The organism is Streptomyces sp. NPDC046870 (assembly GCF_040704595.1).
Taxonomy (GTDB): domain Bacteria; phylum Actinomycetota; class Actinomycetes; order Streptomycetales; family Streptomycetaceae; genus Streptomyces; species Streptomyces argyrophylli.
Window position 1 is genome coordinate 31,810 of sequence record NZ_JBEYXM010000030.1, and the last position, 13,796, is coordinate 45,605.

Genomic DNA, 13,796 nt, shown 5'->3' on the forward strand with positions numbered 1-13,796 from the left:
TGGGACCCGCTGACGGGAGCAGGTGGGTTCGGTGGGCCACCACGGCGCCGCTGACCGTTCACTCGCCGGCAGGGAACGCCGGGAGCACCGGACGCGGGTCAGGGATTCGTCCAGGCCTTGGGGTCCTCCGCGAGGCTCAGGACCTCGTCGGGCAGTTCGGCCGCGGCCACGTGGGCCAGGGTGACCTCGTCGAGGATCTTCCGGACGTTGGCGCGCACGGCGATCCAGAGCGGCAGCAGCGTCTCCGCGGGGCCGCAGTAGGCGAGTTCGGGTGGACGCACTCCCCGCACCGACACCAGGGGGCCGTCCGCCACGCGGATGACGTCCGCGATGGCGATCGAGTCCGCCGGACGGGCGAGGCGGTAGCCGCCCTTGCCGCCCCGCTGGCTGATCACCAGCCCGCCCCGGCGCAGGTCCCCCAGGATGCCCTCCAGGAACTTGTGCGGGATGCCCTGTGCCGCGGCGATCGCCTCGGCCTTGAGCGAGGCCTCGTCCCCTGCCGCGGCCAGCTCCAGTGCCGCCCGCACCGCATAGTCCGCCCGCGCCGAGATCCGCATGCCCCGATTATCCATCACCGCCGTGTCCGCCCGTCACCGCTGCGCCGTCAGGCGGGCAGGGTGAAGGGCGGGTGCGCTCCGTTCAGGAAGTAGTCGCCGACCTCGCGCAGCCGGTGGGTGGAAGGCTCGCGCAGGGTGTGGGTGCGGGCGTTGCGCCAGAAGCGGTCGAAGCCGTGACGGGAAGAGGCGGCGCCGGCGCCGATGACGTCCAGGGCACGGGTGGTGACCTCCTGCGCGGCCCGGGCGGCGGCGGTCTCGGCCACGCTCGCGAGGACGGCGATCTCCGCGCCCTCCTCGTCGTCGAGGTCCTCGCCCCGCGCGAGGCCGCGCATCAGGGCGTCCACCGCCTGGTCGGCGAGGGCGGACGCGGCCCGCGCGACGACGGTGAGCTCGCCGTACACGGTGAGGGCGTACGGATCCTGCGCCGGGCCGTCCGGCCAGGGGTGGGGCGAGAGCGGTTGCCAGGGGGACCGCATGCCCCTTCCGGACTCGCGGATCTCGGCCAGCAGTCCCTCGGCCACGCCGAGGAGGAACTGCACGGAGACCAGGCGCGAGGTCGGCGCGGCAAGAGAGGTGAAGGGCGACAGGACGTCGTCGTCCGGCGAGAGCGAGCCGAGCACGTCGTCGGCCGTGACCGGTACGGAGTCGAACTCGACGCCGCCACCGGCCGCCAGTCGCTGGCCGAAGGTGTCCCCGCCGCCGCTCACGACGCCCGGACGGGCGGGGTCGACCAGGACGGCCACCGGCTCGCCGGTGCCGTACTCGGCGGCTCGCACCACCAGCCGGTCGGCGACCCCGACACCGGTGGTGTACCTCTGATAGCCGCTCAGCAGGTACCCGTCCGACGCGGGGGTCAGGACGAGGGGGGGTTCGTGCGAGCCGATGCCTCCTCCCCAGCACCACTGCCCCGCCGCCGACTCCCGCTCGATGCGGGCGGCACGGGCGGGGCCGGCGAGGAACCGGGCGCTGGAGGACAGGAAGTAGTGGCTGCCCAGCAGGTGACCGATGGCCCCGTCGGCCGCGGCGACGGTCCGGACAGCCGCGCAGGCGGTGCGCCAGTCGGCGCCGCCCCCGCCGCAGGCGACCGGCGCCAGCAGCGTGAGCAGTCCCGACTCGCGCAACCGCGCCACCTCGTCGAGTGGTGCCTTGCCCGCCTGTTCGCGCTCGACCGCGTCCGTGGCCAGGTCGTCCGCCATCTCACGGGCTATGTGCAGCCAGTCGACCTGCCCGGCCCCCGTGTCGGTCACCTCGTCCGCCGTCACGGTCATGTCCGGGCCCGCTTCCCGCGACTGCGGCTGTCACTGGAGCTCAGTGCTGTGGTCATGGCGCCTTCCTCCAGGGGACCGGGGACGACGCGGTGCCCGGCGAGGCGGCGTGGGAGTGCAGCGGTGCGCGGTGACGCGTCGGCTTCGTCATCCTCACCCTCCTCTTCGACCACCGTCAATATTTCCCTAGTAATTCGATAGGGAAACTAGGGAAACCGGCTCGCTCCGGCCGATTCGCGCTGCTCGGTGGCGCGTTCGCGCGCTGCGGGACCGCGAGGTGGGCGGCGGCGTCCCGCCGCGGGGAGGGCAGCAGGGCCGCACCGGGCAGACCCGCGCGGACGCGGCAGGCCGGCGCGTACCCGGCCCGGTCCCGGCTGCCTCCCGCGACGCCCGCCCGCCCTTGACACCCGCAGGGGCCGTCGACGTACGTTGAACGGGAAAGTTCCTGACGGGTGGAGGCTTCGATGCGCGTACGGGGCGCGGCGCCGCGCGGTGCGTGCACCGGTGCGCGGCTCGTCATCCGACGGCATGTCGACTACTGCCGTACCTCCTCCGCCGTCTGTCCTTCCGTACACAGCTGACCCCTGCCGGCCGTCCCGCCGGCCGTCTCGTCGCGGCGCCGTGCCGCGAGTCGTCGTGTTCCCCGGAAGGAACCCCATTGTCCGGCCCTGCCCTGCACCTCGCCGTCGAGCTCGACGGCGACGGCGCCCACCCCGCGGCCTGGCGCCGCGCCGCCCACTCCCCCGACCAGCTGCTCACCCCGCGCCGCGTGGCCCGGGTCGCCGCCGTCGCCGAGAACGCCGGGTTCACCCTGATCACCCTGGACGACGGCGTGCTGCCGCCCGGTGTCTCACCCGATCCGGTGGGCCGCATCGGCGCGGTGGAGCGCGCGGCGTTCGTCGCGGCGTCCACGAGCACCATCGGGATAGCGCCCGCCGTCCCGCTCACCTACGCCGAACCCTTCCACGTCTCCAGCCAGCTGGCGTCCCTGGACCACATCTCCGCCGGCCGCGCCGGATGGGTGGTGACGGAGGAGGAACGTCCCGAGGCGGCCCGCGCCTGGGGGCGCCCCCTGGTCGCCGACGCCGACGCACGGGCCCGGGAGTCCGGTGACGGGGTCGAGGTGGCCCGCGCCCTGTGGGACTCGTGGGAGGACGACGCGGTCATCCGGTCGGTGGCCACCAGCCGCTACCTCGACCGCGAACGGCTCCACTACATCGACTTCACCGGTGAGACGTACACCGTCAAGGGCCCGGCGATCGTCCCGCGCCCGCCCCAGGGGCAGCTCGTCGTGCTGGGCCGCCCGGACCGGGTTCCCGGAGCACGGCTCGACGTCGCCCTCGTCGAGGGCCGCGACGTCGCGTCGGCCGCCACGGCCGCCGCTGCCGCCGGTACGCCCCGCGTCTTCGCCGAGGTCGAGGTGGCACTGGACACGCCGGAGGCCACGGCCGACGAGCGGGTCGCCGACCTGGAACGGCACGCGGCGTGGAGCGACCGGGGACGGCTGCGGCACATCGGTTCCGCGGAGCGGCTGGTCGGCCTCCTGGCCGAGCTGAGCCGTCACGTCGACGGCGTACGGCTGCATCCGCTGGTGCTGGACGAGGACCTGCCCGTGCTCTCCCGCCTCGTCCTGCCCGCCCTGTCCGGGCGGCGGCTCGTCGCCCGTCCGCTGCCCGGTACGTCCCTGCGCTCGACCCTGGGTCTGGAGCGCCCCGCCAACCGCTTCGCCGCCGCGGCCCCGGCCGCCCAGGAGGCCGCCCGATGACCCGCACCGATCCCTTCGACGTCCCCCGGCCGCAGGCCCAGCTGCACTTCGGTGTGTTCTTCCAGGGCGTCAACCACTGGACCGTCTGGTCCGCCCCCGACAGCGGCTCGCAGATCGATCCCGCCTCCTTCCGCCGTGTCGCCCAGACCGCCGAACGCGGTCTGTTCGACGCGTTCTTCCTCGGTGAGGGACTCCGGCTGCGCGAGGTCGACGGCAGGATCCACGACCTGGACGTGGCCGGACGCCCCGACGCCATCACCCAGCTCTCCGCGCTGGCCGCCGTCACCCGCCGCATCGGCCTGGTCTCGACCTCCAACTCCACCTTCAACGAGCCCGCCGACCTCGCCCGCCGCCTGTCCGGCCTGGACCTCCTCTCCGAAGGCCGGGCCGGGTGGAACGTGGTGACCACGGACAACGCCTGGACGGGCGCCAACTTCCGCCGCGGCGGCTACCTCGACCACGCCGACCGCTACCGGCGCGCCGAGGAGTTCCTCACCGTGGCCCGCGCCCTGTGGGACGGCTGGGAGGACGGCGCCGTCGCCGGCTCCGCGGGGGCGCCCGCCTGGTCGGCGCCCGGCGCCGTACACCAAGTGCGCCACAAGGGGCCGCAGTTCGACGTCGACCTCGCTCCGACCTTGCCGCGCAGCGCCCAGGGCCACCCCGTGATCTTCCAGGCCGGCGACTCCGGCGAGGGACGCGACTTCGCCGCCCGCAACGCCGACGTCATCTTCTCCGCGCACGGCACCGACTTCGACGACGCGCTGGCCTTCGCCGACGACATCCGGCGCCGGCTGCGGGCGGGCGGGCGCCCCGAGGACGACCTGCGGATCCTGCCCGGCACCGAGATCATCATCGGCGCCACCGAGGAGGAGGCGCAGGAGAAGAAGCGCTGGGTCCGGCTCCAGCAGGTCACTCCCGCGACGGCTTTGGGGATCGCCGGGCTGCTGTGGGGCATCGACCTGTCCGACCGTGACGCCGACGGGCCACTGCCCGAGGAGGATCCGGTCGTCGGCGAGAACGACGGCTCCTTCGGCGCCCGGCGCGTCGCCGACCCGCGCGCGGTGGTGGCCGAGTGGCGTGCGCGGGCGGAGGCGAACGGGTGGTCACTGCGGGAGACCGTCATCGCGCTCGGCCCGCAGCGCGGGCACGTGGGCACTCCGTCCGGCCTGGCCGACAAGTTCGCCCACTTCGTGCGGCACGGCGCGGTCGACGGCTTCAACGTCACGCCCTACCTGATCCCCGACGGCCTCGACGACATCGTCGACCTGCTCGTCCCGGAACTGCAGGAACGCGGGGTCTACCGCACCGAGTACACCGGCACCACGCTCCGCGAGCACCTCGGCCTGCGCGCACCGCTCACCCACCGGTCCGCGCCGGACCGGCGGCTGGCGGGCTGAGCCGGGACGGGGCCCCCGTACACATGACTGACAAGAAGCTGTCACACCCGGACCGGAATGCGGGTCCGGCCGGCGCCCGTTCTGGACTGACATGACTGTGGGAGTAGCGCTCAACGCGTCCGACGCGCCGAACCAGATCGACGCGACCGTCCAACTGGCCCGGGAGGCAGCGGAGTCGGGGCTCACGTCGGCCTGGTTCGGCCAGACCTTCGGCGCGGACTCGCCCCAGCTCGCGGCGATCGTCGGGCGCGAGGTGCCCGGACTGCACGTCGGCACCTCCGCGATCCCCGTCTTCGGCCGCCACCCCCTGCTGGTGTCCAGCCAGGCCCAGACCGCCCAGGCCGCCACACACGGCCGCTACCACCTCGGTCTGGCCCTGGGCACCAAACTCCTGACGGAGGCGGGCTTCGGCCTGCCCTTCGAGCGCCCCATCGCCCGGCTGCGTGAATTCCTCACCGCCCTGCGCCAGTTGACCGAGACCGGCACGGCCGACTTCCACGGTGAGCTGCTCACCGCGGCCACCCCGGTCCCGGCGCGGGTGCCGGGCGCCGAGAACGGCGTCCCCCTGCTGGTCGCCGCGATGGGGCCGCAGGCGCTGCGGGTCAGCGGTGAACTGGCGGACGGGATCCTGCCCTACCTGGCGGGACCGCGCGCCCTGGCCGACCACATCGTCCCCGCCGTGACCGCCGCCGCCGAGGCCGCCGGCCGCCCCTCGCCCCGGATCGTGGCCCTCGTGCCCGGTGTGGTCACCGACGACGTCGACGCGGTACGGGCCAGGGCCACCGAGGCCCTCGCGTTCTACGAACAGATCCCCTCCTACGCCCGGGTCATCGAACTCTCCGGCGGCCGGCGCGCCGGCGACCTGGCCGTGATCGGCGACGAGAGGACCGTCGAAGCCGAGGTGCGCCGTTACCGCGACGCCGGCGCCACCGAGGTCGTGTTCTCGGCCACCGAGATCGCCGGAGAGGCCGACCGCCGGCGCACCTGGCGGCTCCTGGGCGCACTGGCCCGCTGAGCGGGCCGGTCGCACCGGCGGTCCACCCCGCGTCCCCGTACCAGCACCCCGGTCGCCCCGACGGTCCGACCGGCCCCCCGCACCCCCGTCACGAAGGAGAACCCATGACCACCGAGGCCGCCGCGACGGACCGCGATGCCTTCACCGAGAACTGGCGGGACTGGCACCGCGCCCAGGAGGCCCGGCTCGCCGCCCCGCACGGGTTCCTGGCGATCACCGGCCTGCACTGGCTCGACGACCGGCCGCAGCGCTTCCCCGACGCGCCCGGTGCGTGGCACACCGGCCCCGAGGGCGTCGTCGTGGACCTCGACGACGGCGAGGAACTGGTCGTCGACGGTACGCCGGTGCGCGGTGAACACCACTTCGGTGTGCTTCCCGAGCGCGGCGGCGTCGACGCCGTCTGGGGGGACGCCCTCATCGAGGTCGCCAGGCGCGGTGGACACGACATCGTGCGCCCCCGGCACCCGGACGCCCCGCTGCGCACCGCCTTCACGGGGACGCCCGCCTACTCCCCCGACCCGCGCTGGGCGGTGAAGGGCCGCTACGTCCCCTTCGACACGCCACGGCCGACCACCGTGGGCGCCGCGGTCGAGGGCCTCGAGCACGTGTACGACGCCCCGGGCAGGATCGAGTTCGAGTTGGACGGGCGCCCGCTGTCGCTGACCGCGTTCCCCGGCCACGGCCCGGGCCGGCTGATGGTGCTGTTCACCGACGCGACCTCCGGGGTCACCACCTACGCCGCCAACCGGTCCCTGGCCCTGGAGCCGCCCGCCGCCGACGGTACGGTCGTCCTGGACTTCAACCGTGCCGCGAACCTGCCGTGCGCCTACACCGACCTGGCCACCTGCCCGCTGCCCCCGGCCGAGAACCGGCTCCCGGTGGCGATCGAGGCCGGCCACAAGATCCCCCGCGAGCGCGGCGGCTCCTGAGCCGGAGCGGCCCGGGCCCCGGTACCGGCGGGGCCCCGTCGGGCCACATGAGCCGACGCCCCTAGACCGGACGCTCTCTCAGCGCCTTGCGCCGGTCGCCGAGCAGCGAGAAGGCCACGGCCGCGAAGTAGAGCGCCCAGATCGGCGCGGCCAGCGCCAGCATGGTCAGCGGGTCCGTGCTCGGCGTCGCCACAGCGGAGAAGACCGTGATGCCGACGACCATGGCGCGCCACCGGCCGAGCATCCGCCGCCCGGACAGCACTCCGGTGAGGTTCAGCATCACCAGCAGCAGCGGCATCTCGAAGGCGAGACCGAAGACGACCACCATGCGCGTGACGAGGTCGAGGAGGTCGTCCAGCGGCAGCAGGCTGTTCACCCCGTGCGGTGTGAGGCCGATCAGCACCCTCGCGGTCCTGGGCAGCACCTTGTAGGCGAAGAAGGCGCCGGCGAGGAACAGCGGCACGCCCGTGCCGACGAACGCGTAGGCGTGTTTCCGCTCGCGTTCGTGCAGGCCGGGGGCGACGAACGCCCACAGCTGGTACAGCCATACGGGAGAGGCCAGCACCACGCCGGCCACCAGTGAGACCTTCAGCGCCAGGGTGAAGGGCGCGAGCAGACCGTTGATCGTGATGTGCGCGCAGGTGGTGTGCGGGGGCCGCCCGGCCAGATCGGCGAAGGAGGTCGGGCAGCCGACCGATGCCAGTACCGGCCTGGTGAGGACGTTGATGATCTCCTTGTAGGAGAAGGCCGCCACGACCGTGACGACCAGGATGGCGAGGACGGCCTTGGCGAGCCGGTTGCGGAGTTCACGAAGGTGCTCCCCGAGCGGCATCCGTCCACCGGGGTCCTTCTTCCTGGTGCGGACCGGCTGGGACATGCCATGTCCTCATCTCGTGCGGTGCTCGGGGCGTTCCCCGTCCGGGGCGTCGTCGTCCCGCAACGCCCTGGTCTCGCTCTTGAGGATCCGCAGGGACTTGCCCAGCGCGCGGGCGGTGTCGGGCAGTTTCTTCGAGCCGAAGATCATGATCACCACCGCGACCAGGACCAGCAGGTGCCAGGGCTCCAGTGCGTTGCGGAACATCGTCACACCGCCCTTTCGAAGGCGTCGGCGCCCGTACCGTGTGACCGTTCCCGCTGCCGGCCGGCGCGTTCCCGCACGGCTGTCGGGCGGAGCGGGCTAGGGTCTTTCGAGGCCCTAGGTGAGTGGGGCCGGGCGGCCGGCGCGCAGGCGTGCCGGGTGTCGCTGTCGTCGCTGGTCATGTTTCCTTCTTCCGGTCGGGGCGGCTCGGGGTCGGTTCAGGTGCCGGGGCGCCCGGCAGCCGTCCACGCGGCGTACTCCTGCCGGACGTAGAGACGGCCGCTGCGGGCGGGCGTGATGGCGTCGGGAGGGTGCGGACCGGCCACGAGGCCGGGGTGACGGCGGTCGTGCCGGACGAGTTGTTCGGCGGTCTCCGCGGCGGCCGCGACCGGGCCGGGACCGGGGGCGGCGGTGGCCAGCCGGTCCATCAGGGCGGCCCGGCGCAGCAGCCGGGCGCGTTCGGCGGCCGTCGCGTCGGCCGGAGGGCCGGTGCCGGGCCCGGCCCGGCGCCCGTCGCGTTCGGCCTCGAGCGCGAGCACCTGGTGCATCTCGCGGCGCAGGTCCGGCGCGTCGGCGTACGCCTCCTGCACAGGGGGGACGTCGATGCCCTCGCCGGTGTCCGGGGTGGTGTCCACGGTCAGTCCTCCTCGTCGTGACGGGCACTCAGGCAGGCGCGGACCTCGTGGCCACTGCCTGTCTGGTGGGCCTCGGTCGACTGGGCGAGGTACTGGACGATGCCGGTGCCGCGGCCGTGTTCGTCGGGGGCGATGTCGGGGCGGTGGCGCTCCACCGCCCTGCCGGAGTCGGTGACCACGATGTGCAGCGTGCCGTCGTCGAGGTTGAGCCGCACGGTCATGCACTCGCGGCCGTACTGGGCGGCGTTGGCGGCGAGTTCGTCGACGATGAGGATGGCGGAGTCGCGCTCGCTCGCGGGTACCTGCCAGGCTTCCAGCAGATCCGCCGTGAAGTGGCGGACGGCGCAGACGTGCGCCTCCTGCGCGGGCAGGGTGAGCAGCGCCTCGTGGTGGCAGGGCCGGCCGGGCTGTGGACTGGTGCGGGGGGTGTCGGTCACGAACATGGTCTTCTGGCTCTTCTGTGAGTGTGCGGAGACCGGGAGGGTGGACCACCAGCGGCAGCCTCTCGGGGTGTCGGCGGGCTGGTCCTGCATGGCGCGCTCATGTGGTTCCACGGGTGGCGCATGCCGAACGGTTCGGGCGTTCGGCCCCTTTTGCTCGACTTCTTGCGGCTTACATCCGGGAGCGGGCACCGACCGGGCCGGGCCCCCTGTGGCCCGGGAGGAACGCCCCTGCCGGACCGTCGTCCCGAGCCGGGGAGGACCCCGCCCCGCGTACCGGGCGGGGCCACGGCGGCCGGTCTCTCGCCGCGGAGATACCGGTGCCGGCTCCCGAGGCCGCCGCGCCGATCCGCAGGCTGCCGTGGCCGGACGGCCCCCACCACCGCCGGAGCCGTGCCGCGAGGCGGAACCGGCCGGCGACGGTGGCCACGCACGTGCCGAGGAGGCCGGTGCCGTGAGCACCGGCCTCCTCGAAGGCCGTAGGCCGGAGGTCCTGTACGCGCTCCCTCGGGCCGATCCACCGGCCACCCACGGCCCACCTCACGCCGGCCGCCCGGAGCCCTCCCAGCCCCTCGCCCCGCCGCGCGCTCCGTCCCGGCGGCCACCGTCAGGCTGATCCACCAGCCGCACGCGAATCCCCCACACCGGCCGCCCAGACCCCTCCCCACCCCCCGCCCGCCGCGCAACCGCAGCCGGCGGCCGTCGTCGGGTCAGGCTCGGATCGTGACCAGCTTCTGGCCGTTGTCCGCGATGATCTCGAAGTGCTGGATGGCCTCGGGGGCCATGGCGACCGTTCCGGGGATCGTGGTGCCGGACGGGTACTTGCCGGCCCACCAGGTGGCGCCGTCCGCCCTGACCCCGCCGGGCCCGACCGCCTGTAGCCGGCAGGTGGTTCCGGCGGGCGCCCCCCTGGCCGAGACCTGGAGGACGCTGCCCCAGACGGAGGGAGAGACCTTCACGGAGGCGGAGACGCCGGTGGCGGGATCGCTTCCGGAGAAGGTGCGCGTGAACGTGGGCGCGCTCGGTCCGGGCGGCGAGGCAACGCTACCCACGGTGCCGACGGTGGCCAGCCACGTGCCGCCGGCCGCTGCCGCGACGAGTATCGCCGAGGCGGCCGCGCCGGCCAGTTGCAGGCGCCGGGTCCTGCGGCGCCGGGTCGCGGCGGCCTGCTGGAGCAGCCTCTCCAGGACACCTTTCTCCGGCGTCCGCGGTGTCACGGGCACGGCGGGCTCCGCGGGCCCTTCCGGTGAGGGGCCGCGCACGGTTTCGCCCGCCCGTGCCACGAGCCGGTCGGCCAGGGCCCCGTCGGCCGCGGGCGCCGTACCCCCCGAAGCCTCCGCCAGGGTCACCGTCGCCAGCAGCGCGGGCAGTCCCGCCAGCCGGGCGTGTTCCGCCTGGCACTCCGCGCACTGCGCGAGGTGGGCACTCACCAGCTCCGCTTCCTCCGGAGACAGGGTGCCCAGGACGTACGCTCCGAGCGCCAGCCGGAGATCGTCGTGCTCCGCGCTCACGGTCGCCACCTCCCGCGCCCCGCTGTCACGGCTCGATCCCGCGTTCCTGCAACGCCAGCCGCAGGGCGTGCAGGGCGTAGTACGTCCGCGACTTCACCGTGCCGAGCGGGATGCCCAGCACACGTGCCGCCTCCGCCATGGTCCGGCCCTGGTAGTAGGTCTCCAGCAGGACGGCGCGGTGGTCCGGCGACAGCGACCGGACGGCGTCGGCGACCGCCCAGCTCTGCAGTGCCTGGTCGATCTCGTCCTCGCCAGGGTTCTGCTCGGCGGCCCGCTCCAGCGCCTCGCCGCCGGTCTCGGCCGGCCTCGCCTGCCGGGCCCGGTGGGCGTCGATGACCAGGTGCCGGGCGACCGTGCACAGCCACGCCCGGGCCGGGCCGCGTTCGGGGTCGAACGCGGCGGGGTGCTGCCATGCCCGGAGCAGTGTCTCCTGGACCACGTCCTCCGCCCATTGCCGGTCTCCCGAGGTCAGCCGCAGTACGTAGTGGAACAGAGGGCCCGCGTGCTCGGCGTACAGAGTGCGCAGCAGTTCCTCGTCCGCGGTCGAAAGTGTCCCTTCACCAGAGACACGGTCCGCGGAGCGATCCGGACGGGTCCGCGGGCCACGTTTTTGGTTCCAGGGCATGAGTCGATCGTCGCGCACATGTACGGCTTTGTCCTGTAATGCCCGGACGATCCGGGTGACGTTCGGCGCGTCTCGTGGACGCGGCGTGCCCGCCGGACCGCGCGGCACTGCCGGCGCCCGGCGTGCGTGAGGTCCGGGACCGTGCCCGACCTGCGCCGATACCGAGCGGCCCCGGAACGGCGCGCATTCCGTCCCGGGAAGGCGCACATCTGTCGAACCGTGTGGCCCCCCTCGTCCGTGAAGCCCGACAAGAGCCGACTCCGGCGCGATTCCTCACCGTTTCCCCGCACGGCGAAGGAGGGGACAGAGGCCGCCGGAACACGCCGCTCGACACGAGCGCTCCGGCGCCGTCCGCCCCGTCCCGCCCGCACCGTCGCGGCGCGCAGGGGCGGAAGCGCGCGGGGCACGTCGGGGCGAGCTGTGCGCACGGGGCCGTACCCCTGCCCCTCCGCCGGCCGGCCGGCGAGGGCCACGCGCCCGCGGACGGCATCCACCACACCTGCACGCGGGGGCGCGCGCCCAGCCGGCGCGGTCCACACCTCCGCCTGATCAACGAGGAACGCACACCATGTACCAGAAACTTCGCGCGCCGGGCCGCCGGTCACGCGCTGCGGCGGGAATGGCCGCCGTCATCGTCACCACCGGCGGCGCCCTGGGGCTCCTCAGCGCGTGCGGCCAGTCGTCGCACTCCCCGGCAACCGGAGCCGCTGCCCTCACACCTGGCCCGGGTCAGCACCGGATGGCGGGGATGTCCGGCGCCACGGGGCGGGGCGGCGCGGCGGGCTCCGCTCCCGGCGCCTCACCGATGCCGAGCATGAGCATGCCCATGAGCCCCTCGGCCAAGGCCGCGCAGACCGCGCCGGTCACCGGCGACGCGGTGGCGATCAGGAACTTCGCGTTCGCCCCGGCCACGCTGAAGATCAAGGTGGGCACGACGGTGACGTGGACCAATCAGGACACCGACGCCCACACCGTCACCAGCACCGGATCGGGCGGCCCGCTGCGTTCGGCCGCCCTGGCCACCCACGCCACCTACCGGCACACGTTCACCAAGCCCGGCACCTACTCCTACCTCTGCACCATCCATCCGTTCATGACCGCCACCGTGGAGGTGACCCGATGACCGATCACTGGAACAGCCACGACGGAGCACCGGCCGACGACACCGGCCGGACCGACGGCGAGCACGGTATGACCCGCCGTCAACTCATGCGGCACACCGCGTGGTTCGGCGGGGCCGTGGTGCTGACCGTGGCCGGCGGGCAGGTGGTCAGCCAGATCGCCGACGCCCGGGAAGGCACCTCCGGGGGCACCGCCGGGGCCGCCGCCGCGCAGAGCGGGGCGCTGCGGTTCGTGCAGGTCTCCGACAGTCACATCGGGTTCCAGGGCCCGGCCAACACGGATGTGGCCGGCTCGTTCTCCGAGGCGATCCACCAGGTCAACACGCTCGGCTTCCGGCCCGACTTCGTGATGCACAGCGGCGACCTGACCCACCTGTCCACGGCCGGGCAGTTCGACCAGGTCAAACAGATGATGAGCGGTATGCGGACGGACCGCGTCTTCACCGTGCCGGGCGAGCACGACTCCATCGGCGACGCGGGCCGCGCCTACCGGCGGACCTTCGGCGCGGGCACGCTCGGCGACGGCTGGTACAGCTTCGACACCCACGGCGTGCACTTCATCGCCCTGGTCAACACCCTGAGCCTGGAGAAGCTCGGCCACCTCGGCAACGCCCAGATCGACTTCGTCCGCAAGGACCTCGCCGGAGTGCCGTCGGACACCCCCGTCGTGGTCTTCAGCCACATCCCGCTGTTCGCCATGTACCCGCGGTGGGGCTGGAGCACGGACGACGCCCTGAAGGTCATCGCCCTCCTGCGCCGCTTCTCCTCCGTCACCTGCCTCAACGGGCACGTCCACCAGCTCTTCACCAAGACGGAGGGCAACATCACCTTCCACTCCGCCACCACCACCGCCTACCCCCTGCCCCGTCCGGGCCGCGCTCCCGCCCCCACCCCGCAGGTCGTCCCCGCCCGGCAGCTCAAAGAGGCACTCGGTATCCGCACCGTCGGCTACCGCCGGGGCGAGCGCGAACTGGCCATCACCGACCAGAGGCTCACATGAACACCCGACGGCTCCTCGCCCCCGCCCTGCGGACGGCGACCGCCGCGAGCCTCGCCGCCGGCGGATACCTCCACGCCCGGCTGTACCTCGACGGCTACCGCTTCGTCCCCGTCATCGGCCCCCTGTTCCTGCTCCAGGCCGGCGCCTCCCTGGCCCTCGCCGTCCTGCTGCTGATCGGAACACCGCCGCTGCTGCTGAGGATCGCCGCGGCAGGCGTCGCGCTCGGCGCTCTGGCGGGCTTCGCCGCTTCGCGCACCGTCGGGGTGTTCGGGTTCACCGAGCACGGTCTGCGGCCCGCGCCACAAGCCGTCCTGAGCCTCCTCGCCGAGACCGGCACGCTGCTGCTCCTCGCCGTCTGGCAGATGACCCTGGCCGGACGTCCTCGCGCCGCCCGGCCGCCCGGCGGGACGGCCGCCTGGGCCACCACGCGCACCCCACCCGGCTGAACCACCCGAGGG

The 13,796-nt window shown here is 74.0% G+C and carries 15 protein-coding genes; 7 read left to right on the plus strand and 8 right to left on the minus strand.

Annotated features, from left to right (window positions below; genetic code table 11):
* Nucleotides 1-98: 98 nt before the first annotated feature.
* Together AB0946_RS36770 and AB0946_RS36775 are read right to left on the minus strand one after the other, a co-directional pair.
* A complete protein-coding gene (locus tag AB0946_RS36770) occupies nucleotides 99-557 on the minus strand; it encodes an Rrf2 family transcriptional regulator (RefSeq protein WP_225812590.1) in 459 nt (152 codons plus the stop codon).
* A 47-nt stretch (nucleotides 558-604) separates the two neighbouring features.
* Nucleotides 605-1,825, minus strand: coding sequence for an acyl-CoA dehydrogenase family protein (locus AB0946_RS36775; protein WP_366765069.1), 1,221 nt, complete (start codon nucleotides 1,823-1,825; stop codon nucleotides 605-607).
* Nucleotides 1,826-2,480: 655 nt separating this feature from the next.
* Here AB0946_RS36775 and AB0946_RS36780 point away from each other — a divergent pair.
* From AB0946_RS36780 to AB0946_RS36795, 4 genes are all read left to right on the plus strand, one after another.
* Nucleotides 2,481-3,587 (plus strand): LLM class flavin-dependent oxidoreductase, encoded by a 1,107-nt coding sequence (locus AB0946_RS36780; RefSeq protein WP_366765070.1) that lies wholly within the window; start codon nucleotides 2,481-2,483, stop codon nucleotides 3,585-3,587.
* The gene (locus AB0946_RS36785; RefSeq protein WP_366765071.1) at nucleotides 3,584-4,984 is read left to right on the plus strand and encodes an NtaA/DmoA family FMN-dependent monooxygenase; all 1,401 of its coding nucleotides are present in this window, start codon (nucleotides 3,584-3,586) and stop codon (nucleotides 4,982-4,984) included. The genes AB0946_RS36780 and AB0946_RS36785 overlap by 4 nt, the downstream gene beginning before the upstream one ends.
* 91 nt (nucleotides 4,985-5,075) lie before the next feature.
* Nucleotides 5,076-5,999 carry an LLM class F420-dependent oxidoreductase gene (locus tag AB0946_RS36790; protein WP_366765072.1) on the plus strand — a complete coding sequence of 308 codons (924 nt, stop codon included), beginning with the start codon at nucleotides 5,076-5,078 and terminating at the stop codon, nucleotides 5,997-5,999.
* A 104-nt stretch (nucleotides 6,000-6,103) separates the two neighbouring features.
* Nucleotides 6,104-6,928, plus strand: coding sequence for a DUF1684 domain-containing protein (locus AB0946_RS36795; protein ID WP_366765073.1), 825 nt, complete (start codon nucleotides 6,104-6,106; stop codon nucleotides 6,926-6,928).
* A gap of 61 nt (nucleotides 6,929-6,989) precedes the next feature.
* Here the strand turns inward: AB0946_RS36795 and tatC are convergent, their stop codons facing one another.
* The 6 genes from tatC to AB0946_RS36825 all read right to left on the minus strand — a co-directional run bounded on the left by tatC (nucleotide 6,990) and on the right by AB0946_RS36825 (nucleotide 11,217).
* A complete protein-coding gene (gene tatC, locus AB0946_RS36800) occupies nucleotides 6,990-7,805 on the minus strand; it encodes a twin-arginine translocase subunit TatC (protein ID WP_366765074.1) in 816 nt (271 codons plus the stop codon).
* Nucleotides 7,806-7,814: 9 nt separating this feature from the next.
* Nucleotides 7,815-8,009 carry a Sec-independent protein translocase subunit TatA gene (tatA, locus tag AB0946_RS36805; protein WP_366765075.1) on the minus strand — a complete coding sequence of 65 codons (195 nt, stop codon included), beginning with the start codon at nucleotides 8,007-8,009 and terminating at the stop codon, nucleotides 7,815-7,817.
* Nucleotides 8,010-8,224: 215 nt separating this feature from the next.
* Nucleotides 8,225-8,641: a hypothetical protein gene (locus AB0946_RS36810; RefSeq protein ID WP_366765076.1), complete on the minus strand. Its 417-nt coding sequence runs from the start codon at nucleotides 8,639-8,641 to the stop codon at nucleotides 8,225-8,227.
* Between the two features lie 2 nt (nucleotides 8,642-8,643).
* The gene (locus tag AB0946_RS36815; protein ID WP_366765077.1) at nucleotides 8,644-9,174 is read right to left on the minus strand and encodes an ATP-binding protein; all 531 of its coding nucleotides are present in this window, start codon (nucleotides 9,172-9,174) and stop codon (nucleotides 8,644-8,646) included.
* Nucleotides 9,175-9,791: 617 nt separating this feature from the next.
* Nucleotides 9,792-10,592 carry a zf-HC2 domain-containing protein gene (locus AB0946_RS36820; protein ID WP_366765078.1) on the minus strand — a complete coding sequence of 267 codons (801 nt, stop codon included), beginning with the start codon at nucleotides 10,590-10,592 and terminating at the stop codon, nucleotides 9,792-9,794.
* A 25-nt stretch (nucleotides 10,593-10,617) separates the two neighbouring features.
* Complete coding sequence (locus tag AB0946_RS36825; protein WP_225812570.1) at nucleotides 10,618-11,217, minus strand: sigma-70 family RNA polymerase sigma factor; 600 nt, start codon at nucleotides 11,215-11,217, stop codon at nucleotides 10,618-10,620.
* Between the two features lie 814 nt (nucleotides 11,218-12,031).
* Here AB0946_RS36825 and AB0946_RS36830 point away from each other — a divergent pair.
* The 3 genes from AB0946_RS36830 to AB0946_RS36840 are packed head-to-tail and all read left to right on the plus strand — an operon-like array spanning nucleotide 12,032 to nucleotide 13,784.
* Nucleotides 12,032-12,340: a plastocyanin/azurin family copper-binding protein gene (locus tag AB0946_RS36830; RefSeq protein WP_366765079.1), complete on the plus strand. Its 309-nt coding sequence runs from the start codon at nucleotides 12,032-12,034 to the stop codon at nucleotides 12,338-12,340.
* Entirely contained in the window at nucleotides 12,337-13,338 is a 1,002-nt protein-coding gene (locus AB0946_RS36835; protein ID WP_366765080.1) for a metallophosphoesterase, read from the plus strand. Before AB0946_RS36830 ends, AB0946_RS36835 begins: the two co-directional genes overlap by 4 nt.
* Nucleotides 13,335-13,784, plus strand: a complete 450-nt coding sequence (locus AB0946_RS36840) for a hypothetical protein (protein ID WP_366765081.1) — start codon at nucleotides 13,335-13,337, stop codon at nucleotides 13,782-13,784. The genes AB0946_RS36835 and AB0946_RS36840 overlap by 4 nt, the downstream gene beginning before the upstream one ends.
* Nucleotides 13,785-13,796 lie beyond the last annotated feature (12 nt).